Below are 22,555 nucleotides of genomic sequence, written 5' to 3'. Positions count from 1 at the left end.
TCTTCTTTATTATTAGCTTTCTTTTATTACCATTTTTATCGTGACTTGCTTTCCACGAACAAACTTGGCGAAATCGAAGGGAAAACAAGAGAGGAACGATGCTTTGTTTGTCTCTTCTTCTGCCTTCAATCCAGCGTAGTTGCTGGTGGATAAGCAAGGTGACGGTACTGCTGTCACAACGATTTTCTATCTTTAATTTTACATTTGGATTTGTAATGGTTTTTGGTGTCAGGAATCGAACCTGAAAATAACCCTCTTCACCTACAGAGTCCCGATGTGGAGGAACACATTTAGATAACACCACAGAGTGTTCTTTATGTGCCTACCAGATTTAAAATCTGCTCAAGACACTCATAATATTGCGAGGATCGTGCCAAGTTTTTAAAACTCACTAAAAATATTTTTAATTCATTGTTTTTGTTTGAAAAAATATTTTTAACGTAATTTTTAAATATTTAACCATTGAATTAAAAATGATAAAAACCTATCTTTTTATCTATACATTTATAAATATAGATAAAAAATAAGTAGGGATAACTTAATGAAACGCAAAGTGGTGATTGGTGTTTTAGGCACAACATTAGATAAACGAGGTAAAAGTCATAAAAGATGGAACTCATGGCGCCCAACAATTTCGATTTGCCATCAAAAAGATTTCCCCGTTAGTCGATTGGTCATGATCCATCAACCTAATGATTCAATGTTAGCGTCAAAAATCACTGAAGATATTCATACTGTCTCCCCTGACACAGAGGTATTACCTTACGAAATTGACATTTGTGATCCTTGGGATCTAGAAGAGGTTTATAGTCACTTTCTTGATTTTGCAGTAAATTATCCATTTGATACTGAAAATGAAGAATATTATGTACATATCACAACAGGTACGCACATTGCCCAGATTTGCTGGTTCCTCCTGACTGAAGCCCATTACTTACCTGCAAAACTATTACAAACCTCTCCTTCTTCTAAAATAGAAAATGAAGATGGCATCAAAACAGTACAATCATCCACAGGTAGTTATGCTGTTATTGATCTCGATTTAAGCCGTTATACAAAACTAACGAGCCGATTTGAGCATTACCATAATGAGTCCCTCTCTTTCTTAAAATCTGGGATCGCCACACGTAATGAACGTTTTAATACTTTAATTGCTCAAATTGAACGTGTTGCATTACGCTCCGTTGCGCCTATTTTATTAACAGGCCCCACAGGCGCTGGAAAATCATTCCTTGCTCAACGTATTTATGAATTACGACAGTCTCGCCATTTTGTAAAAGGTCGTTTTATTGCTGTTAACTGTGCCACTTTGCGTGGTGACAATGCAATGTCCACTTTATTTGGGCATGTAAAAGGGGCATTTACAGGCGCATTACAAACCAGACAAGGATTATTAAGAGAAGCCGATAAAGGGATTTTATTTCTTGATGAAATTGCAGAGTTAGGACTTGATGAGCAAGCCATGTTGCTTAAAGCGATAGAAGAGAAATCTTTTTATCCTTATGGCTCAGATACTGAGGTACAAAGTGATTTTCAGCTGATCGCAGGAACGCATCGTGATATGGACAAGCAAATTGCGAAAGGACTTTTTCGTGAAGATCTCTATGCAAGGATCAACTTATGGTCTTTTTCATTACCGAGTTTAGCCAATCGTAAAGAGGATATTGAGCCTAATATTGATTATGAATTGCATCACTTTGCAAAGCTTTATCAAAAGGCAATCCGTTTTAACGCTGATGCAAAATCACACTATATTCGATTTGCAACATCTGAACAGGCATTATGGCGTGGCAATTTCCGTGAACTTAGTGCTAGTATAACGCGAATGGCAACACTTGCCGAAAATGGTCGTATTACCCTTCCTCTTGTTGATGAAGAAATTAATCGTTTAAAACAAAATTGGGGAGTTGCTTCCTCTTCTTTATTTAATAGCACTGATATTGATCTTTTCGATCTTAGCCAACTGAATACCGTTATCAAAACGTGTCAGCAATCATCAACACTCTCAGAAGCCGGTAGAAAACTTTTCGCAGTATCAAGACAAAATAAAAAACAACCCAACGATGCCGATCGCCTACGTAAGTATCTTGCGAAATTCGATTTAAGTTGGGAACAAATTAGACATGGAGAATAATATTTCATTATGGAGCTCACTTTTTTAGGCACTAACGCAGGCGTTCCTTCTAAAGATCGCAATGTCACAAGTATGGTGCTCGATTTACAAAATAAACAAAAAAGTATGTGGATGTTTGATTGTGGTGAAGCGACACAACATCAAATATTACATACCCGCGTGAAACTACCGCGTTTAAATAAAATTTTTATTACCCACTTACATGGCGATCATATTTTTGGTTTACCGGGATTACTTTGTAGTCGCTCAATGGGTGGAACGGAAACACTTTTAACAGTATATGGTCCTACGGGTATAAAAGCCTTTATAGAAACGTCGCTAACATTAAGCCAATCCTATTTAACTTACCCTATTAATATTGTAGAAATTGACAAAGCAGGTTTTCTTTTTGAAGAAGAAGGTATGAAAGTCAGTTGTGAGGCACTGTCTCACCCCGTACCTTGTTTTGGTTACCGCTTAGAAGAAGAAAACAAACCAGGTAAGCTAGATGCAGAAAAACTGAAAGCGGAAAATATTCCAGCAGGCTCTTGGTTACAAGACTTAAAGCAAGGCAAAACCATAACATTACCAGATGGACGAACAATTGATGGTAAAGACTATATTGGTGATGAAATAGAAGGTCGTTGTATTGCTATTTTTGGGGATACTCAACCAACCCCTAATGCATTAAAGCTGGCTAATAATGCTGATGTTATTGTTCATGAAGCAACGTTTAAGCATGAAATGGCAGAGCAAGCAAATAGTCGCGGACATTCAACAACTGTGCAAGCGGCAACATTAGCAAAAGAGGCTAATGCTAAAAAGCTGATTATTACTCATATTAGTAGCCGTTATTTACCCGAAGACTGCGTTGAGTTACTCAATGAAAGCCAACAGATCTTTAGCCATACTGAAATGGCTTCTGATTTTGAGGTATTTAAGTTGTAATGGCATTTTCACTAAATAACAATGGCGACATGATGTCGCCATTTCGCTATTCACAAATCACCCAACCATTGATTTAGACTTCTTTAATTATCCTTCAATGGCGCGGTACGTTTTATCTTTCCATCTTGCAAAATAAAATTCACTTTGCCATCCCAAAATTCCGCCAAGAAAACATCTTCTGATTTATCTATATGTTGATTTTTCATCTCATCTTGTAGCCACACTTCATCTTTTTCTATTTGCGCTAATTCTGATGTTCGAATAACTCCGTCTTTCATGACAATAATCGAAGGCATTTTTGCACCATCACATACCACCGTGATTTGCCCATCAGGTTCAATCTGGGCGTAATTGACTTCCTGATATGAATGAATACCTTGAGCATGAAGACGAGACGTGATGTTAAGAATGTCTATTTTATTTTTTTTCTCCATGATGTTTTCCATAATAAACTCTCCCTTCTTGATAATAGGAATGGGATTACCAATGGTCACTGCACGGAAAAAATTGAAGTGCTTGCTGATATAATTAAGCAAAGAGATAAAACAAACACCAATTAAGAAGACGATAATATATTGATAAAGAGGGATCGCATCAGTATAAATTACCCCACCCATAATGCCACCGAGCACAAAATTACCAATAAAATCAATAGGTGTTAATTGAGAAAGTTGTGTTTTACCCGATAAATTCATATGGGCTAATATGATAGTAAAACCAATAATAAATTTGATAATAACCAGAAAGTAATATTCCATTTGCGTCTCACATTTCCAATAATTTCTGCACTTATTATAAAGCAGAAAATCTCATCTAGATAAAAATCTAAATTATTTTTACTTTATTTTTCATGGAATTTGACTAAGAAAAAACACTTAATATACTTAGGTTTGTTGATTTTAAGACTCGCACTATACTTATTAAGATAGTTTTGCCGTAATCTCTTACAATCAACGCAATAGCTTCTCGCCTTTTCTAGTTTTTACGCGGGATATCACTGAATTGTTTTTGAACACATATTTTGGAGAAAAAAATGAATAAAAAACTACTTACTTCATTGGTTCTAGCGGGTCTTGTTACCATTACAGCTGGTTGTGATGATGCATCTAAAAAAGTCGATGAAGGCATTGATAAGGCAAAAGAGACAGCAACTCAAGTCACAGAAACTGCGCAAGATAAAGCGAATGAGTTAACTGAACAAGCCAAAGATAAAGCTGCTGACTTGAAAGAAGATGCATCAGCAAAAGCAGATGAATTAACACAACAAGCTCAAGAGCTAAAAGACAAAGCTGAACAAAAAGCCGCAGAATTGAAAACTCAAGTTGACGCAAAAACAGATGAGTTAAAACAGGCTGCATCCGCTAAAACTGATGAAATCAAACAAAGCTTAGATGTAGAAAGTGATAAATTAGCTGAAAAAGCAGCTGAATTAAAACAAGATGCAAATAAAACCATTGATAACTTAAAGCAAGAGACAGATAGCAAAGTTGATCAATTAAAAGGTGATGCAGCAAAAACAAGTGATGATGTAAAACAGCAGGCCCAAGAAACTGAAAACAAAGCACTTGATAAAGCTGACCAATTAACCGATCAAGCGAAACAAAAAATTGATGATTTAAAAGCTGAAAACAAATAATCCAATTTCAGAATTTTTGATGATTCGAAAGCCAGTAAATTTTCACTGGCTTTTTTTGTTCATAAAAAAGACAAGGGTTGATCGATTAAGCAAAAAATGTAACCATGTTCTCCTTTTTTCAACAGGAGAAACCTATTAAAGAGCGAAAGCACCTATAAACAAAAAACAGCAATAAATTGATTTAATTGTCATTTTCTTCATCTTACGGAAAAAATAATTTACTTCCGTTCTTTTATAAAACATCACACTAATTTGATGCTTTATTCAAATTTTCTTATGAACTTTTCTTTTCTGATCACATAGACAATCAGAAAGTTGATAGCGAAAAGTCTCTTTCTAGGAAAATAACAAAAAATAGGTTAGCTATGAGTCAACAAAACGATATAACCCCTCAAAAAGTTAGGATGAAAATTAATCCTCCCGTTTTTTATACATCAGCGCTATTAATTTTATTGGTCGTTGGCTTCTCTGCATTATTTCCAGAGCTGGCGAATGATAAACTCAGTCATCTTCAGGAAAATCTCTTCACGAATGCGAGTTGGTTCTACATTCTAGCCGTTGCATTGATTTTGCTGAGTGTGACTTATTTAGGGCTTTCTCGGTTTGGTGAAATCAAATTAGGCCCTGATCATGCTCGCCCTCACTTTAGTTATTTTGCTTGGTTTGCCATGCTCTTTTCAGCAGGAATGGGGATTGGCTTAATGTTCTTTGGTGTTGCTGAACCTGTTATGCATTATCTGATGCCTCCAACCGGTGAAGCTCAAACCATAGAAGCCGCAAAAGAAGCCATGCGATTAACCTTTTTCCACTGGGGATTACATGCATGGGCAATTTACGCCATTGTCGCTTTGATCTTAGCTTTCTTCTCTTATCGCCATGGTTTACCGTTAACACTGCGTTCTGCACTTTATCCAATTATTGGTGATCGCATACATGGCCCAATTGGCCATGCTGTTGATATTTTCGCTGTTATGGGAACCGTATTTGGTGTCGCAACTTCCCTTGGTTTTGGTGTTCTGCAAGTTAATGCGGGTTTAAATCACCTCTTTAATGTACCTATTAACCCAACGGTTCAAGTCGTATTGATTGTTGTGATCACAGGGCTTGCAACCATTTCTGTTGTTTCTGGTTTAGAAAAAGGCATTCGTTTTTTATCTGAACTTAACTTAGGATTGGCGGTTATTCTTCTTTTATTAGTCATAATTCTCGGTCCAACTGTATTGATATTAAAATCATTTGTTGAAAATACAGGGGGATATCTATCCGAAATTGTCAGTAAAACCTTTAATCTTTACGCATACGAGCCAAAATCGAGTGATTGGTTAGGGGGATGGACACTGCTTTATTGGGGTTGGTGGCTTTCATGGTCACCATTTGTAGGGATGTTTATCGCCCGTATTTCACGAGGTCGTACTATTCGTGAATTTGTTGTCGGTGTTCTGTTTGTTCCTGCTGGCTTTACTTTACTCTGGATGACCGTTTTTGGTAACACAGCGATTCATTTAATCAAAGATAAAGGGGCAGAAGCCCTCGCCAATATCGTACAACAAGATGTGTCATTGGCTTTATTTGAGTTCTTAAATTATTTCCCATTATCATCTGTTTTATCCTTCTTTGCGATGTTGATGGTCGTTGTCTTCTTTGTGACTTCAGCAGACTCAGGCGCGATGGTTGTTGATACTTTAGCTTCTGGTGGTGATAGCGAAACACCAGTATGGCAACGCATTTTCTGGGCGGGTTTAATGGGCGTTTCTGCAATTACTTTATTGTTAGCGGGTGGTTTAACTGCACTACAAACAGTAACCATTGCAAGTGCACTTCCTTTCTCGATGGTATTGCTTGCTTCTATTTATGGACTAATAAAAGCATTGAGAGTGGATGTATATAAACGTGATAGCCAACAACTAACGACAATTGCACCACCAGCAAGCCGCAATCCGATCCCTTGGCAACGCCGTTTAAGAAATATTGCCTATTTTCCTAAACGCTCTCATGTAAAACGTTTTATGGATGAAGTGATCCAACCCTCAATGGAAATGGTGTCTGCTGAGTTAAGTAAGCAAGCAACGCAATGTTTTATCCATAATGAAGAAGATGATCGAATTGGTTTTGAAGTCGATTTAGGCGATGACATGAATTTCTTCTATGAAGTTCGCCTACGTTTTTATACTCAACCTGCCTTTGCTTTAGCTGGATTAAGTGATGAAGAAAGAGACGAAGAGCATAAATATTATCGTGCTGAAATTCATTTAAAAGAAGGTGGGCAAGATTACGATGTAATGGGTTGGACGAAAGAACAAATCATTCACGATATTCTTGATCAGTACGAAAAACACATTCACTTTTTACATGTGTTAGGTAAACAATAATTCTATCCACTGATAAAAGTCCAAAAGGTGATGTGTTAAACATCACCTTTTTTTCTTACTTTCAAGATAACTTATTTTTCAGCTTGCGCCGAGTCATCAGCCTCTAAAGCAATCAACTCTTTTAATAGACCTGACAGTCGCTGTAATTTTTCAGTGGAAAATTTTTGCTCAATTAATTGATAGCCTTTATCTATTTTAGGCTGAATTATGTCGTATAAATTTTGACCATTAGCAGAAAGAGAGACAAACAGCTTACGTTGGTCACTCACGGGTTTTAAGCGACAAATTAATTCGTCCCTTTCCATTCTAATCAGAATGCCCGTTAAACTAGGTCGAAGAATACACGCTTTTTGCGCTAATTCGTGAAAATCAATAGAACGCTTATCCGCAAGTACTCGAATAATCCGCCACTGCTGTTCTGTCAGATTATGCTCTTTGAGAACAGGTCGAAAAAAACCCATTGCAGATTCCCGAGCTTGTAATAGCGCGATAGTTAATGATTCATGCATAATCAAGAAGCTCTTTATATGGTGTTATAGGTGAAATGACAAAATATCACTCAATATAGACAGTGAAAAAGTACCGCTGTTTATGGTTTATAAAATGACTATATTCTAAGAATAGACTAATTGTTACAATTATTCATATTAACAAATAAATAAAGTTGACTCAATTTTTGCAATTTTCTTCCCTTTGTGCAATTTATCACCCATGTTCCTTTTTTAGGATTAATTTCATCTTCCACAACATCTTGAGCTATACGCAATTTTTATGAATTGGCAATTTGTGTTATCTGTTTACCAATCAAAAAAAGTAGCCTAATTTGCCTATTATCCTACCTCTATATTAGGAATAATGGCGCTTAGCGATAAGGTTGTCTCACCGTTATTTGAGATAAAGTTAACGAGTTGTAACAAAGAAAGATTGCTATCTTTGTTCATGCGCGGTAGCGTTACGGCTTTAAAACAACGCAACAAAGAAACCGGCAATAACATCACAACTTTGTTAGCGGAGTAGTTAGGTGATTTTTTTAGTTATCTAACTAATAATTATTTTAAGTGAAGACGCCCACAGACGAGAAGTCTGGCAGTAGGAGTAAATAATGTCTGAGGAAAAACAGGCTAACCCACTTTTTCGGGATGCGATGGCAAGCTTAGGTGCTGCGGTCAATATCGTGGCAACAAATGGTGATGCGGGATGTTGTGGCTTAACAGCAACAGCAGTATGTTCTGTTACTGATAACCCGCCTACCGTGATGGTCTGCATCAACAGTAAAAGCCAGATGAACGCTATTTTTCAAGAAAATGGAAAATTAAGCATCAATATATTGAATCATGAGCAAGAAGAAATGGCATGTCATTTCGCCGGAATGACAGGGCTTGCGATGGCAGAGCGTTTTACCCAACCAGGATGGCAACACGGACAATTACAACAACCCGTATTAGCAAATGCCCTCGCCTGCTTAGAAGGTGATATTTATGATGTACGCCAAGTGGGTACACATTTTGTTTATATGACCGAAATTAAGAATATTTCGGTGCGTGAAGATGGTGATGGGCTTATTTATTTCAAGCGTCGTTTCCATTCTGTTAAAAATGAACAAGTACCAATCCCTGTTTAAATTTCACCTATTTTACCTCAAGATAAAAACGCACTTTTAATAAGGGCGTTTTTTATTGATTATAATCACATCATAAAATTAAATATTTATTTATATTAAATGAATACTTATTTAACGAAGTGACATTAACTAGCCTTTAGATATTTATTAAATACTTATTAACATCTGTTTGTTATAAAAGAATATTTTTTAATTATAATAAAAAATTTCTGTCTAGAATCAATCAGTCACATAATCAAAAATATTTTCTTTCTACTTTTATCCTGTATCTTTATTTAATTTACTTAGATTAAAATATAAACAAACAATAATCTTCTTGGTTATATTTTATACCAAAGAGCAATTAAATGACTTTATTTTAAAATAAACTAATGAATATTTTTTTCAATCTGGTATTAATCTTACCCACAGTGTGATCAACCTTTGAGAAGTCATTCCATCAATATATTAGTCTACTCGACTTGCTGATTACCTTCTTAAATTTGCAAACATCACTCTAAATGCGACAGATAATGTTACCGTCGTGTAACATTCCTCGTGAATGTGAGTAAATAACATCGTTGTTGAAAATAAATAATAATTAGGGGCATTACAGATATGGATAAACCCGCTCAAGTCGGTTTATTACAACAGCCTAAACCATTCTTTATGATTTTCTTTGTAGAATTATGGGAACGTTTTGGTTACTACGGCGTACAAGGTATTCTTGCCGTTTATTTTGTTAGTAAACTCGGTTTCTCTCAAGAACAGGCTTTCATTACTTTTGGTGCATTCTCTGCACTGGTTTATGGGCTTATTTCTATTGGTGGTTATGTTGGTGACCACTTATTAGGAACAAAACGAACCATTGTTTTAGGTGCTATTGTTTTGGCTATCGGTTATTTCATGACTGGTATGTCAATTATGTATCCTAATTTAATTTTCTACGCATTGGGAACTATCGCAGTAGGTAATGGTTTATTTAAAGCCAATCCTGCAAGTTTATTAGCGAAATGCTATCCACCTAAAGATCCACGTCTTGATGGCGCATTTACGCTATTTTATATGTCGATCAATATCGGCTCATTAATTTCTTTATCTATCGCCCCGGTACTTGCTGAACGTTACGGATATGCACTGACTTATAATATCTGTGGTATTGGCTTGATCATGGCGTTATTAGTTTATTTCTTCTGTCGTAAAATGGTTGCCAATATTGGTTCTGAACCAGACCATTTACCGATGAACTTTAGCAAACTGTTATTAGTTATTGCTGGCTCAATTGCTATGGTATTTGTTTGTGCATGGTTATTGCACAACGTGATGATTGCAAATATTGTCTTAGTTAGCTTGTCTATTATTGTTGTCTTCATTTATTTCCGTGAAGCCTTTAAACAAAAAGACAGAGTTGCTCGTAATAAAATGTATGTTGCATTTGTTCTGATGTTAGAAGCTGTTGTTTTCTACATTCTGTATGCTCAGATGCCAACTTCACTGAACTTCTTTGCTATTCATAATGTTCATCACACGCTTTTAGGCTTTGATATTAACCCTGTAAGCTTCCAAGCACTAAACCCATTCTGGATCATTATTGCTAGCCCAATCCTTGCTATCGCTTACAGCCATTTTGGCGCGAAAGGTAAAGATTTCTCAATGCCAGCGAAGTTTACTGCTGGTATGCTTCTGTGCTCATTAGGATTCCTTACAGCGGCAGCATCAGGTATGTGGTTTGCTGATGCTCAAGGCTTAACATCACCTTGGTTTATCGTTTTGGTTTACTTATTCCAGAGCTTAGGTGAACTGATGATCAGTGCGTTAGGTTTAGCAATGGTTGCAGCATTCGTACCGCAATACATGATGGGCTTTATTTTAGGTATGTGGTTCTTAACACAAGCCACGGCTTATCTGTTAGGGGGTTATGTAGCGACTTTCACAGCAGCACCAGAAGGTATTACTGATCCACTACAAACATTACCTATTTACACTGATGTATTTGGTAAAATTGGTATTGTGACCTTAATTGTTGGTTTAGTGATGTGGGCAACAGTACCTTTACTGAACCGCATGATGAAAGAAGAAAGCAAAGACGTTAAAGTCGCTGGCTAATCTTTCAATCAATATCTAATTGAATATTAAGCGCTTATTTATAGGCGCTTTTATTTTGGGCTAAGAAGATTATTCTCTTTTTGCTAGCCATAAAAAAACCCGCTAAATAAGCGGGTTTAGTTTAATCATTAAGAATGATCCAATTACAGAACATCAACTGAATTCAGTTCTTTAAAGGCTTGTTCTAAACGAACAACCATTGATGCTTGTGCTTGACGTAACCAGTTACGTGGGTCGTAGTATTTCTTGTTAGGTTTATCAGCACCTTCTGGGTTACCTAACTGACCTTGCAAATAGCCTTCGTTCTTTTTGTAGAACTGTAAGATACCATCCCAAGTTGCCCACTGAGTATCTGTATCGATATTCATTTTGATAACACCATAGCCAACAGCTTCTTTGATTTCTTCTGCTGAAGAACCGGAGCCGCCGTGGAATACGAAATCTAAGCTATTGTGTGGTAAGTTGAATTTTTCTGATACGTAGTCTTGTGAGTTACGTAGAATTTTTGGCGTTAACTGAACGTTACCTGGTTTATAAACACCGTGAACGTTACCGAAAGATGCCGCGATAGTGAAACGAGGGCTTACCGCACTCAGTTTTTCGTATGCGTAAGCAACATCTTCTGGTTGAGTATAAAGCGCAGAGCTGTCCATACCCGTGTTATCAACACCGTCTTCTTCACCACCCGTACAGCCTAATTCGATTTCTAAAGTCATATCGATTTTAGCCATACGCGCTAAATATTTAGCACAGATTTCGATGTTTTCTTCTAATGACTCTTCAGATAAGTCAATCATGTGAGAAGAGAACAGTGGTTTGCCTGTTTTAGCGTAGTGTTTCTCACCAGCATCTAACAGACCATCAATCCATGGTAATAATTTTTTCGCACAGTGGTCAGTATGCAGAATAACAGGAACACCGTAATATTCAGCCATTTGGTGCACATGGTGAGCACCTGAAATTGCGCCTAAAATAGCAGCTTGCTGTGGTACATCAGATTTAAGACCTTTACCTGCGATAAATGCAGCACCACCGTTAGAGAACTGTACAATAACAGGAGAACGAACTTTCGCAGCAGCTTCTAACACAGCATTGATTGAGTCAGTACCTACACAGTTAACCGCAGGCAGAGCAAATTTATTTTCTTTTGCTACCGCAAATACTTTTTGTACATCATCACCAGTGATGACACCCGGTTTCACGAAATCAAAAACTTTAGACATGTAATAAGATCCTATATTTGGAACAGGTAGAAAATAACTTTCTACCTGTATGAGCTGACTTAATTACTGTTTAGCGCGTTCTTCTAACATTGCAACAGCAGGAAGTTTTTTACCTTCAACGAATTCTAAGAAAGCACCACCACCGGTTGAAATGTAAGAGATTTTGTCTGCGATATCAAATAAATCAATAGCAGCCAGCGTATCACCACCACCTGCGATAGAGAATGCTTCACTATCTGCGATTGCATTAGCAATGATTTCTGTACCTTTGCGGAAGTTAGGGAATTCAAACACACCGACTGGACCATTCCACAGGATAGTTTTCGCATTTTTCAGGATCTCAGCTAAACGTTCTGCTGTCACATCACCGATATCCAGCACTTGTTCATCATCTTTGATGTCACTTGCTGATTTTAAAACAGCTTCAGCAGTTTCAGAGAACTCAGTTGCAACACGAACATCACTTGGTACTGGAATATCACATTTTTCCATCAGTTTTTTAGCATCATCAACAAGGTCTGCTTCATATAAAGAACGACCTACTGGATGACCTTCTGCTGCGATAAAGGTATTTGCGATACCACCACCAACGATTAATTGGTCAGCAATTTTTGATAAAGAATCTAATACAGTCAGTTTAGTTGAAACTTTAGAACCACCAACAATCGCAACCATTGGGCGAGCAGGTTTATCTAATGCTTTACCTAATGCTTCAAGCTCTGCTGATAACAGAGGGCCCGCGCAAGCAACTTGTGCAAATTTAGCAACACCATGAGTTGATGCTTGAGCACGGTGAGCGGTACCAAATGCATCCATGACGAAAACATCACATAATGCAGCGTATTGCTTAGACAGAGTTTCGTCGTCTTTCTTTTCGCCTTTGTTAAAACGAACGTTTTCAAGAACAACTAATTCACCTGCATTGACTTCAACACCATTTAAATAGTCTTTAGCAAGGCTAACTGGTGCAGTTAATTTATCTTTCAGATAGTCAACAACTGGTTTTAAAGAGAACTCTTCGTTGTACTCACCTTCAGTAGGACGACCTAAGTGAGAAGTTACCATCACTTTAGCGCCTTGTTTTAACGCGGCTTCAATTGTTGGTAAAGAAGCACGGATACGCGCATCTGAAGTCACTTTACCATCTTTAACTGGAACGTTCAGGTCAGCACGGATAAGAACTCGTTTACCCGCTAGGTCTAAATCGGTCATCTTAATTACAGACATGATGAATCCTCTCATTGATTCTCTAAAATTTAGTAATCTTCTGTTCAGTGCCTTGTATTATTACGCAACACCGTCATTAAAACATGATTATTTAAAACCAGTTGCAGCCATTGCTAACGTTGTATCAAGCATTCTGTTAGCAAAGCCCCATTCATTATCACACCAGACTAAAGTCTTGATCAGGTGTTGCCCACTGACTCTTGTTTGTGTGCCATCAACGATTGCACTATGAGGGTCGTGGTTAAAATCAGTTGAGACTAATGGCAATTCTGTGTAATCCACTATACCACGAAATGCGCCAGTTGCTGATTTTTGAATTAACCGATTGACATCTAACACATTTACAGCAGTTTTTACAGTGACACTTAAATCAATTGCCGTCACATTAATTGTAGGAACTCGTACAGAAATTGCCTCAAAATGATCCTTAAATTTCGGGAAAATTCGAGTAATTCCTGCCGCCAATTTCGTATCAACAGGAATAATAGATTGTCCTGCTGCTCGAGTACGGCGTAAATCCTTATGGTATGCATCAATCACAGGTTGATCGTTCATGGCTGCATGGATTGTTGTTACTGTTCCTGACTCTATATTAAACGCGTCATCCATCATTTTAATGATGGGAATAATGCAATTTGTTGTACAAGATGCGTTTGAAACAATTCGGTGCTCTTTTTTAAGTTCGTGTTGATTCACACCAAAAACGACAGTTGCATCTAAATCCGTTGTACCAGGATGAGAAAAAAGTACTTTCTTTGCGCCTTGTGCAATATGCGCTTCGCCATCAGCTCGTGAGCCGTAAGCACCACTACAATCAAGTACGACATCAATACCAAGTTCACCCCAAGGTAAATCAGTAATATCAGCGTGATGAAATAAACGAATAGTATCATCACCCACTTGCAATAAATCGTTATTAATTCGTACATCCCAAGCAAAACGTCCGTGGCTGGAGTCATACTTGAGAAGATGCCCAATACCTTGTGCATCAGCCAATTCATTTATTGCAACAACTGTTATTTCAGCTCGTTTACCTGATTCATAAAGCGCTCTTAACACATTACGCCCTATACGACCAAAACCGTTAATAGCGACTCTGATTGTCATGTGACTTCCTTGATAACTCGTGATTTGCAACCGCTTAGAATAATAGAGCAAGATACTAATCAACAACGATAAATCAAGTAAATCTAGAAATTGTGCAGTCATCGACATTTTAGGATTAACTGAAACGGTTCAGCTTACTGATAGTCAGATTACGAGAAATGAGAGAAGATCGCAATAGTAAACAAAGATGGAAGGATAAAAAAAGAGCACATCTGAGAAATTCTTCCCAAAAATGTGCTCTTGTTAACATTTATTGATTATTTAAGTAAAGATTTTGCCTGTGTAACCACATTTTCAACAGTAAAACCAAACTCTTCAAATAACTCATTTGCAGGTGCAGATTCACCGAAGCTACGCATACCTACAATCGCACCATCTAAACCAACATACTTGAACCAGTAGTCAGCAATACCTGCTTCGATAGCAACACGCGCTTTCACTGATGCTGGTAATACTGCCTCACGGTAATCTGCATCTTGTTTATCAAATGCATCTGTTGCTGGCATAGAAACAACACGTACTTTACGGCCTTCAGCTGTCAGTTGTTCATAAGCGCTAACCGCTAATTCAACTTCAGAACCTGTGGCAATAAAGATTAATTCTGGAGTACCAGCGCAATCTTTCAGGATGTAACCACCCTTCTCGATATTTGCCAGTTGCTCTGGAGTACGTGGTTGTTGTGCAAGGTTTTGACGAGAGAAGATCAGAGCTGTTGGACCATCTTTACGATCAATTGCATATTTCCATGCAACAGCTGATTCAACTTGGTCACATGGACGCCATGTGCTCACGTTTGGAGTTACACGCAGGCTTGCCATTTGCTCAACAGGTTGGTGAGTTGGACCATCTTCACCCAGACCGATAGAGTCATGAGTATAAACAAAGATACTGCGGATCTTCATCAGTGCAGCCATACGTACAGCATTACGTGCATATTCCATAAACATCAGGAAGGTAGCACCGTAAGGAACAAAACCGCCATGTAGTGCAATACCGTTCATGATTGCAGACATACCGAATTCACGTACACCGTAATGGATGTAGTTACCCGCTTTGTCTTCGTTCAGCGCTTTAGAACCAGACCACATAGTCAGGTTACTTGGTGCTAAGTCCGCAGAACCGCCCATGAATTCTGGTAATACTTTACCGAATGCTTCTAATGCATTTTGAGACGCTTTACGGCTTGCAATGCTTGAAGGGTTTTGTTGCAGATTTTCAATAAATGCTTTGGAATCTTTTTCCCAGTTTGCTGGTAATTCACCAGAAACACGGCGTTTGAATTCAGCCGCTAATTCAGGGAATTGTGCTGCGTATGCAGCAAATTTAGCATCCCATGCAGCTTCTTTTGCTTTACCCGCTTCTTTCGCATCCCACTCTTTATAAATTTCTTGTGGAATTTCGAATGCGCCGTATTCCCAGCCTAACGCTTTACGTGTTTCAGCGATTTCTGCATCACCTAATGGAGAACCGTGAGAATCAGCAGTACCTGCTTTATGAGGAGAACCAAAACCGATAGTGGTTTTACATATCAGCAGTGAAGGTTTGTCAGTGATTTGTTTTGCTGCTTCAACAGCTGCTTTAATGCTTGCTGCATCGTGGCCATCAATACCACTGATTACATGCCAGCCATAAGCGTCGAAACGTTCTGCTGTGTTATCAGTAAACCAACCATGCACTTGACCATCAATAGAGATGCCATTGTCATCATAGAATGCAATCAGTTTACCTAATTGTAATGTTCCCGCTAAAGAACACGCTTCGTGGGAGATACCTTCCATCATACAACCATCACCCATAAAGGCGTAGGTGTAATGGTCAACAATGTCATGACCAGGACGGTTAAATTGAGCCGCTAATGTACGTTCTGCAATAGCAAAACCCACTGCGTTTGCAATACCTTGACCTAAAGGACCCGTTGTTGTTTCAACACCTGGGGTATAACCATATTCTGGGTGACCTGGTGTTTTAGAATGCAATTGACGGAAGTTTTTCAGATCATCTAAAGAAACTTCATAACCAGACAGGTGCAGTAAACTGTAAATCAGCATTGAAGCATGACCATTAGATAAAACGAAGCGGTCACGATCAGCCCAGTTAGGGTTAGTTGGGTTATGATTTAAAAAATCACGCCATAATACTTCTGCAATATCAGCCATACCCATAGGGGCGCCAGGGTGTCCTGATTTCGCTTTTTGCACAGCATCCATACTTAAAAAACGGATCGCATTAGCAAGGGTTTTACGAGTGGTCATTTTCTACTCCAAGTCGGATAAAAAGCATCTAGATAGCTGATTCTCTCAATGCGGGCAAAAAACCGCAATATAAAAAATCCACAAAGGTGGCTATCGTAATTAGCATAAAGCAATAATTCTTTGATTTGCACAGCATTTTTTACAATCAAAGCGGAAAATAACATTACACCACCGCATTGTTGCGCAACAAAAAGTAAAAGAGACAATAATTTGCGCAATTGAGAAGCGTGCTATTAAACCCTAGCTTGATATGACTAATCAAGATAAAATTTCATTGCTGAATTATCCATCAAATCAAATAAATACCGTATTTGTGTTAATTATAGCCTAATAACTGACTGGACTTGTTATCAGGAAGTAGAATTATACAAATTTTAAAAAGATAAAAAGCAGATAATTCACTGATTCAGTAATAAAAATCCTATTTACATCATATATAAATAAAAGGAAAACATCGCGTAACACAGTTGTTACCCCTTTTATAAAAATAACTTATTTATATATTCTACTTATTTTTAATTAATTTTAGATAAGTAATATTCTAAGTGTAATTCCTTAAAATCTTCTTTTCTGACAAAAAAATGCAAATCAATAATTGATTTCAATAATAGAAAAAATTTTAAATTATCTCTTCTACAAAAAGCTTTTAATTTCAAAATTTCATTGGGATTGTTTTTTAAAATATAATAATTATAATTCATGATGATCATTTTAGACACAAAGACATTGAGTGCTGCTTGATCTTTACTTAAGAAACTAGCTAATATTTTAAATATTTTATCCGTATCATTTTTATACGTTTTGATAAATTTTTCAGGTGATAAATAAATTAAACATTGATCTTCTAGTGTAAAAATAAAGTTTTCATCTTTCTCTAGAAGAAAATTAACGATCTCTATTTGTTGTTTTTTAATTATATTAAAATCATCATGATATTTTTCATTACTGTATTTTAATACAAGATCATAAGTTGCATTAATTAGCTCGTCAACTTTTATCACTTCATCACTAGAATAACGAAAGTAGAGCTTATTATCTTCAACAATAAAATAATCAGCAAATCCCATATCATAGAATAAATAATTAATAAGTTCGGTTTTATAGGTATTCTCTTTTTCTTTACCTAAAAAAGAAAGATCGGATTTTAATTGCGAAACAATATAGCTTGAAAATAAATTTTTATTATAAAAGTTTTCAGTTCTATTTATAGACAATAAATTAGGTAATATCCTCAGAAAAGAAAAAAATTGATAATAATTTTGATCATAAGGTTCATCGCTAATAATCTCATCTATTTTTTTTGAATTAAAAAGCTCATTCCACCACGAAAGATAAAGAGCTGATTTATTTTTTAGTTTTACTGAAATAATTTCATCCAATTCACCCTCCCAAGTCTGTAAAAATAAAATATCATGTTCAAAAGGAAGCACTCTTGGATTAAATAATTTTCTTAATTTATATTGATAAATTTTAGTGATATCCATTTCTCTACGTCCTTACGTTATTATAAAACCTTAAAAAAACCAGCAAATTTAAATAGTTATTACTTTATTATGGTAGATCCCTATTGGCCAATATCCTTGATAGTAGATATTAACAATATTTTCCCAGTTGTCTCCAAGGGAAAAGTATTTTTCTGATAAGTATTGCCGAAATGCGTAACTAATCGCATTTTTAGCTGCAATATTGAAATCATGGGCATCATATTTAAATGGAGTACACGGGATATTTTTCACGCTATCCATCACACAACGCGTTATCTTTATACGTTGTTCTATTAATGCTTTAGGTAGGGTTTGCTTTGTATAAAAAGGATCATCTTGAGTTGGTGAGGTAGGTAACCATATAAAATCCAACTCAGAGAGCAATAAACTCTCCAGATCTGAAAATAAAATCACATTATCAGCCTGTAAATCCGCTTTTCCCATATTAGAAAAAAAAGCGGAGCTCTCTATTTTGTGTCGTATTTCGTCAAAAAAAATCATGATTAATCGGCTCAATAAACTCAACATCAATTCTATCAACAGTCACAGTAATATACTGATTTTCAAAATATGTGTAATGATAAAAAAGATCATCTTCAAAGACTAAATTAGCAACAATCAATTTGTTATCAAACAACATTCCAGTAAGTTGGTAAGAAAACGTATTTTCTATTAAACAAATTCCATTACTTTCCTTAAAATAAGAATATTAATGAGCCGTTATAAATTCGATATTCAGCCTATGTAACGAACAAAGATCAACAAATTTTTTGGAAATAACTAATCAACCGATTTTTCATCTCTTTTACATCAATAAGTGTACCTTGTGTATTAGCAATAAAACCAAACTTATAAAATGTCACTATTTCTCCTTAGGATCAGCACCAACGCCCCATAGGTGAATTCTCTCTCAGATTTTTATCAATCAATTCTGGTGTGATAATATTTTGTTCAATAACAGGAAGCATAATTTCATCTAGAATTTCGCAATCAATATGACAACCTGTATTATGAAATATAAGGGTTAACGCTTTATCAATTAATGCTTGCTCATCATATTTTTTTATTTCAAGAATAAATTGAACAATCGCTTGTTTTATCTCTTTATTTTTACTGTATTCGGCTTGTTCAGTTTCGAATTCCTGATAATAAAAGTTATCGAGTTCTTTGGATAGCGTATTTAAACGTAAACGAAATTCCTGCTTCATAAATGAATCCTAAATATACCTAAGAGTATGATTTGATGTCTTTTATCAATAGCAAACCATCCTTATAAATAAAGATAAGAAATAGCATGATTAAGACAGATAAGCAAAGTGGTTTAGTTTGATAAAAGGAACAGTTTGATAGGCTATAAATGCAAAAACCCCAGCATAAATGCTGGGGTTTGGAATGTTGGCGGAACGGACGGGACTCGAACCCGCGACCCCCTGCGTGACAGGCAGGTATTCTAACCAACTGAACTACCGCTCCGCGTATCCTTTCGGACGAGGTGAATATTACGAATCTCTTGCCTTGTCGTCAACTGTTTTTCTAACAAAAAGATGCATTTGGATAATTTTTAATCTCAACTTACTCTTTGTGCTTTTTTTATATTCAAACAGTTTCATCATTTGGTGCAGGACGCCATAAACAATGCCCGCCTTTCTTCTCAACTAAATCTAATCGAGACTCATGCTCAGCAAGTTCATCTGCGGTTGCTCTTATTACTCTTAAGCCTGAAACTGGGCGCTCGATACGCTGAATATCATTTTGCTCTTGCTCGTTACTTGATTCGCCTTCCATTGAAAATGCCAATGCTGTTTGTCCACCGGTCATAGCCAAGTAAACATCAGAAAGTATTTCAGCATCCAATAACGCGCCATGAAGAGTACGTTTAGAGTTATCTATTAAGTATCTATCACATAAGGCATCAAGATTATTTCGTTTACCAGGGAATAATGCCCTTGCCATTGCAAGGCTATCGGTAATTTGGCAGAACGTTTCGGTAGGCGGAATATCACGATTAAGCTTTCTAAACTCATAATCCATAAAGCCGATATCGAACGATGCGTTATGAATAATCAGCTCTGCGCCACGAATATATTCTAAAAATTCATCAGCAATATCAGCAAAAGAAGGACAATCCTCTAAAAATTCATCACTAATACCGTGAACTTCAAACGCTTCAGGATCAACTAATCTTTCAGGCTTAATATAAACATGGAAATTTCGCCCTGTTAGTCGACGATTGATAACCTCTACGGCACCAATTTCAATGATATTATGACCTTCATAATGAACGCCCAGCTTATTCATACCGGTGGTTTCGGTATCAAGTACAATTTGTCGTGTGATTGGAGTGCTCATAATCCGTTTTTATGTCAGACTTAGGGTTAGTTTTTCGTATTAATCAAAAAGGATAAGTCGCCTTTATGCACAAGCAGGTAGAAATATTCACCGATGGTTCATGCTTAGGCAACCCAGGCCCCGGTGGTTATGGCGCTATTTTACGCTATCAACAACATGAAAAAACCCTAAGTGAAGGTTTTTTTATGACCACCAATAACCGAATGGAACTTCTTGCCGCTATCGTAGCATTAGAAACATTAAAATTCCCTTGTAAAATTACACTGACAACAGATAGCCAATATGTCAGACAAGGTATCACACAGTGGATCCATAGCTGGAAAAAGCGCCAATGGCGCAAAGCAGACAAAAGCCCTGTGCTTAATGTCGATTTATGGAAACGCTTAGATAGTGCTATTACTCGTCATGAAATTGAATGGCATTGGGTAAAAGGCCATGCAGGTCATGATGAAAATGAACGTTGTGATGAATTAGCAAAAACGGCAGCTCAATCACCTACACAAGAAGATACTGGCTATATTGAAAGCCAGAAAGATAAAACACAATGAATTATATTTTATGGCTCTGAGTGATTGCGTGTAGCACCTAATACTCGACCTTTTACACTCATGCGTGGCAATGCAAATTTCAATGCAGTGGGTGTTAAAGGAAGCGTTCTTTTACGAGCAATAATTAAATTTAAACAGCCACCGGTGTGATAGCGGCTACCATCACGTTTTATTGGTCTTGAACATGGCATAATCTGGAAATTCTGTTGTGTCATCACTTCGTAATTTAGCACACTAAGCCAATCAATTTGGCGTCGAAGTGAAAACATGCGACTTGAATAAGGCTGTTTTTGTCGTAAAACAGGCGTGCATTTACCCAGTCCTAATAAACTAATAGGGTTAAAGCTCGTTAATACTATCCAGCCATCATCAATTAAAACACGATCAGCTTCTCTTAATAGCCAATGAGGATCTGCACTATAATCAAGTACATGAGCCATAAGGCAAACATCAACCGATTTATTTTCAAAGGGTAGATAATCTAAAGACGCGATAACATCCGCATTTATTGCATTTGATGTCACATTGACTTGATGTGAAACGATACTTAATTTGGTATCCAACTCGGCACTGAGTTGACCGAGTTTTAGCAAATGAAAGCCATATATTTTCGGCCACCAGTTTTGTAAACGCAATTCAATCGCCATGCGATAATATTCCCCCCAAGGAATATCACGCCAAGAATCCGGCATTGTAATTGGTTTTACTGAACGCGCTGCTTTCATCGTTTAACCCTTTATATTTTATAAGTAAGGTAACTTATATGGAGCTTATCAGAATTCCTGCTTTATCCGATAACTACATTTGGCTATTAAGTAATGAAAATAGTGAATGTGTGATTGTGGATCCTTCACAAGCCGAGCCCGTTATTGAAATGCTCTCTCAACGCTCACTAATACCTATCGCGATTTTATTAACCCACCATCATGATGATCATGTTGGTGGAGTTGCTGAACTTGTAAAAAAATATCCTAACATTGACGTTTTTGGCCCACAAGAAACACAAAATAAAGGTGCCGAAAATATTATTCATAATCAAGAGCGTATTATTGTTGGCTCTTTCACTTTTAATGTGATTGGCACACCGGGTCATACATTAGGTCATGTTGCTTATTATTGTGAACCATATTTATTTTGTGGCGATACACTTTTTTCTGGTGGTTGTGGTCGTTTATTCGAAGGTACCGCACAACAAATGTTTAGTTCATTACAAAGATTGAGAGCTTTACCTGATAACACATTAATTTGTTGTGCTCATGAATACACCCTATCAAACATGACCTTTGCACATCATATCATGCCAGAAAATGCACTTATTACCGATTATTTAGCCCAAGTTAGTGAAATGCGTAAAAATTTGCAACCTACTGTGCCAATAACACTAAAAAACGAAAAGAATATTAATCTTTTTTTGAAATCTGACGATATTGATTTACAAAGGATTTTAGGTATAACCCCTAATACTTACGCGCCAATTAAGACATTTACAAAATTAAGAGAATTAAAAGACAACTTTTAATTTCTATTGGTTGTTTTATTTTGGCACACTAAGTATTATTTGGTTCAAAAAACACACAGGATGAATTTTTCTAT

Annotated in this window: 20 protein-coding genes and 1 tRNA gene; 8 read left to right on the top strand and 13 right to left on the bottom strand. The window is 36.7% G+C overall.

Annotation, left to right across the window (positions count from 1 at the left end; genetic code table 11):
- Window positions 1-12: 12 nt before the first annotated feature.
- A complete protein-coding gene (locus F1325_RS04140; protein WP_160230031.1) occupies window positions 13-177 on the bottom strand; it encodes a hypothetical protein in 165 nt (54 codons plus the stop codon).
- 364 nt (window positions 178-541) lie between these two features.
- Here F1325_RS04140 and rtcR point away from each other — a divergent pair, with 364 nt between their 5' ends.
- Together rtcR and rnz are read left to right on the top strand one after the other, a co-directional pair.
- The gene (gene rtcR / locus F1325_RS04135) at window positions 542-2,134 is read left to right on the top strand and encodes an RNA repair transcriptional activator RtcR (protein ID WP_109371502.1); all 1,593 of its coding nucleotides are present in this window, start codon (window positions 542-544) and stop codon (window positions 2,132-2,134) included.
- A gap of 9 nt (window positions 2,135-2,143) precedes the next feature.
- Window positions 2,144-3,061, top strand: coding sequence for a ribonuclease Z (rnz, locus tag F1325_RS04130; RefSeq protein WP_160230030.1), 918 nt, complete (start codon window positions 2,144-2,146; stop codon window positions 3,059-3,061).
- An 83-nt stretch (window positions 3,062-3,144) separates the two neighbouring features.
- On the opposite strand, the gene F1325_RS04125 is transcribed toward rnz, so the two are convergent.
- Entirely contained in the window at window positions 3,145-3,819 is a 675-nt protein-coding gene (locus tag F1325_RS04125) for a DUF421 domain-containing protein (protein ID WP_109371506.1), read from the bottom strand.
- 275 nt (window positions 3,820-4,094) lie between these two features.
- Here F1325_RS04125 and F1325_RS04120 point away from each other — a divergent pair, with 275 nt between their 5' ends.
- Entirely contained in the window at window positions 4,095-4,697 is a 603-nt protein-coding gene (locus F1325_RS04120; RefSeq protein WP_109371508.1) for a hypothetical protein, read from the top strand.
- A 365-nt stretch (window positions 4,698-5,062) separates the two neighbouring features.
- On the top strand, window positions 5,063-7,066 hold the full coding sequence (gene betT, locus F1325_RS04115) for a choline BCCT transporter BetT (protein ID WP_160230029.1): 2,004 nt from the start codon (window positions 5,063-5,065) through the stop codon (window positions 7,064-7,066).
- A 71-nt stretch (window positions 7,067-7,137) separates the two neighbouring features.
- On the opposite strand, the gene hpaR is transcribed toward betT, so the two are convergent.
- Complete coding sequence (hpaR, locus tag F1325_RS04110) at window positions 7,138-7,575, bottom strand: homoprotocatechuate degradation operon regulator HpaR (protein ID WP_109371512.1); 438 nt, start codon at window positions 7,573-7,575, stop codon at window positions 7,138-7,140.
- A gap of 593 nt (window positions 7,576-8,168) precedes the next feature.
- Here hpaR and hpaC point away from each other — a divergent pair.
- Window positions 8,169-8,687, top strand: a complete 519-nt coding sequence (gene hpaC / locus F1325_RS04105; RefSeq protein ID WP_109371514.1) for a 4-hydroxyphenylacetate 3-monooxygenase, reductase component — start codon at window positions 8,169-8,171, stop codon at window positions 8,685-8,687.
- Between the two features lie 597 nt (window positions 8,688-9,284).
- Window positions 9,285-10,772, top strand: coding sequence for a dipeptide/tripeptide permease DtpB (gene dtpB / locus F1325_RS04100; RefSeq protein ID WP_109371516.1), 1,488 nt, complete (start codon window positions 9,285-9,287; stop codon window positions 10,770-10,772).
- A gap of 143 nt (window positions 10,773-10,915) precedes the next feature.
- Here dtpB and fbaA read toward each other — a convergent pair whose 3' ends face one another.
- The 9 genes from fbaA to dnaQ all read right to left on the bottom strand — a co-directional run bounded on the left by fbaA (window position 10,916) and on the right by dnaQ (window position 20,414).
- Window positions 10,916-11,995 (bottom strand): class II fructose-bisphosphate aldolase, encoded by a 1,080-nt coding sequence (gene fbaA / locus F1325_RS04095; protein ID WP_098940983.1) that lies wholly within the window; start codon window positions 11,993-11,995, stop codon window positions 10,916-10,918.
- A gap of 63 nt (window positions 11,996-12,058) precedes the next feature.
- A complete protein-coding gene (pgk, locus tag F1325_RS04090) occupies window positions 12,059-13,222 on the bottom strand; it encodes a phosphoglycerate kinase (RefSeq protein WP_099074324.1) in 1,164 nt (387 codons plus the stop codon).
- Window positions 13,223-13,309: 87 nt separating this feature from the next.
- On the bottom strand, window positions 13,310-14,329 hold the full coding sequence (epd, locus tag F1325_RS04085) for an erythrose-4-phosphate dehydrogenase (RefSeq protein ID WP_075673402.1): 1,020 nt from the start codon (window positions 14,327-14,329) through the stop codon (window positions 13,310-13,312).
- A 257-nt stretch (window positions 14,330-14,586) separates the two neighbouring features.
- A complete protein-coding gene (tkt, locus tag F1325_RS04080; protein ID WP_109371518.1) occupies window positions 14,587-16,581 on the bottom strand; it encodes a transketolase in 1,995 nt (664 codons plus the stop codon).
- A gap of 515 nt (window positions 16,582-17,096) precedes the next feature.
- A complete protein-coding gene (locus F1325_RS04075; protein ID WP_160230028.1) occupies window positions 17,097-18,065 on the bottom strand; it encodes a hypothetical protein in 969 nt (322 codons plus the stop codon).
- Between the two features lie 48 nt (window positions 18,066-18,113).
- Window positions 18,114-18,566 (bottom strand): hypothetical protein, encoded by a 453-nt coding sequence (locus F1325_RS04070; RefSeq protein WP_109371522.1) that lies wholly within the window; start codon window positions 18,564-18,566, stop codon window positions 18,114-18,116.
- Window positions 18,567-18,943: 377 nt separating this feature from the next.
- Window positions 18,944-19,273 carry a hypothetical protein gene (locus F1325_RS04065; protein WP_109371524.1) on the bottom strand — a complete coding sequence of 110 codons (330 nt, stop codon included), beginning with the start codon at window positions 19,271-19,273 and terminating at the stop codon, window positions 18,944-18,946.
- 188 nt (window positions 19,274-19,461) lie between these two features.
- Window positions 19,462-19,538: transfer RNA gene (locus F1325_RS04060), tRNA-Asp, on the bottom strand.
- Between the two features lie 123 nt (window positions 19,539-19,661).
- A complete protein-coding gene (gene dnaQ, locus F1325_RS04055) occupies window positions 19,662-20,414 on the bottom strand; it encodes a DNA polymerase III subunit epsilon (protein ID WP_109371526.1) in 753 nt (250 codons plus the stop codon).
- Between the two features lie 65 nt (window positions 20,415-20,479).
- On the opposite strand from dnaQ, the gene rnhA reads away from it, so the two are divergent.
- Window positions 20,480-20,962: a ribonuclease HI gene (rnhA, locus tag F1325_RS04050; RefSeq protein WP_023581088.1), complete on the top strand. Its 483-nt coding sequence runs from the start codon at window positions 20,480-20,482 to the stop codon at window positions 20,960-20,962.
- 8 nt (window positions 20,963-20,970) lie between these two features.
- On the opposite strand, the gene F1325_RS04045 is transcribed toward rnhA, so the two are convergent.
- Window positions 20,971-21,687 (bottom strand): methyltransferase domain-containing protein, encoded by a 717-nt coding sequence (locus F1325_RS04045; protein ID WP_109371528.1) that lies wholly within the window; start codon window positions 21,685-21,687, stop codon window positions 20,971-20,973.
- Window positions 21,688-21,725: 38 nt separating this feature from the next.
- On the opposite strand from F1325_RS04045, the gene gloB reads away from it, so the two are divergent.
- Window positions 21,726-22,481 (top strand): hydroxyacylglutathione hydrolase, encoded by a 756-nt coding sequence (gene gloB, locus F1325_RS04040; protein WP_160230027.1) that lies wholly within the window; start codon window positions 21,726-21,728, stop codon window positions 22,479-22,481.
- Window positions 22,482-22,555: the final 74 nt, after the last annotated feature.

This window comes from Proteus columbae (assembly GCF_009914335.1).
Lineage (GTDB): Bacteria > Pseudomonadota > Gammaproteobacteria > Enterobacterales > Enterobacteriaceae > Proteus.
Note: the sequence above shows the minus strand (reverse complement) of the source record. Positions and strands in the feature narration are given on the sequence as shown.

Coding starts and splice junctions, on each gene's coding strand:
- rnhA (WP_023581088.1), top strand. CDS start 20,480: ATGCACAAGCAGGTAGAAATATTCACCGATGGTTCATGCTTAGGCAAC.
- pgk (WP_099074324.1), bottom strand. CDS start 13,222: ATGTCTGTAATTAAGATGACCGATTTAGACCTAGCGGGTAAACGAGTT.
- hpaR (WP_109371512.1), bottom strand. CDS start 7,575: ATGCATGAATCATTAACTATCGCGCTATTACAAGCTCGGGAATCTGCA.
- rnz (WP_160230030.1), top strand. CDS start 2,144: ATGGAGCTCACTTTTTTAGGCACTAACGCAGGCGTTCCTTCTAAAGAT.
- hpaC (WP_109371514.1), top strand. CDS start 8,169: ATGTCTGAGGAAAAACAGGCTAACCCACTTTTTCGGGATGCGATGGCA.
- F1325_RS04045 (WP_109371528.1), bottom strand. CDS start 21,687: ATGAAAGCAGCGCGTTCAGTAAAACCAATTACAATGCCGGATTCTTGG.
- F1325_RS04120 (WP_109371508.1), top strand. CDS start 4,095: ATGAATAAAAAACTACTTACTTCATTGGTTCTAGCGGGTCTTGTTACC.
- fbaA (WP_098940983.1), bottom strand. CDS start 11,995: ATGTCTAAAGTTTTTGATTTCGTGAAACCGGGTGTCATCACTGGTGAT.
- F1325_RS04125 (WP_109371506.1), bottom strand. CDS start 3,819: ATGGAATATTACTTTCTGGTTATTATCAAATTTATTATTGGTTTTACT.
- dtpB (WP_109371516.1), top strand. CDS start 9,285: ATGGATAAACCCGCTCAAGTCGGTTTATTACAACAGCCTAAACCATTC.
- betT (WP_160230029.1), top strand. CDS start 5,063: ATGAGTCAACAAAACGATATAACCCCTCAAAAAGTTAGGATGAAAATT.
- gloB (WP_160230027.1), top strand. CDS start 21,726: ATGGAGCTTATCAGAATTCCTGCTTTATCCGATAACTACATTTGGCTA.
- dnaQ (WP_109371526.1), bottom strand. CDS start 20,414: ATGAGCACTCCAATCACACGACAAATTGTACTTGATACCGAAACCACC.
- F1325_RS04070 (WP_109371522.1), bottom strand. CDS start 18,566: ATGATTTTTTTTGACGAAATACGACACAAAATAGAGAGCTCCGCTTTT.
- F1325_RS04065 (WP_109371524.1), bottom strand. CDS start 19,273: ATGAAGCAGGAATTTCGTTTACGTTTAAATACGCTATCCAAAGAACTC.
- F1325_RS04075 (WP_160230028.1), bottom strand. CDS start 18,065: ATGGATATCACTAAAATTTATCAATATAAATTAAGAAAATTATTTAAT.
- rtcR (WP_109371502.1), top strand. CDS start 542: ATGAAACGCAAAGTGGTGATTGGTGTTTTAGGCACAACATTAGATAAA.
- tkt (WP_109371518.1), bottom strand. CDS start 16,581: ATGACCACTCGTAAAACCCTTGCTAATGCGATCCGTTTTTTAAGTATG.
- epd (WP_075673402.1), bottom strand. CDS start 14,329: ATGACAATCAGAGTCGCTATTAACGGTTTTGGTCGTATAGGGCGTAAT.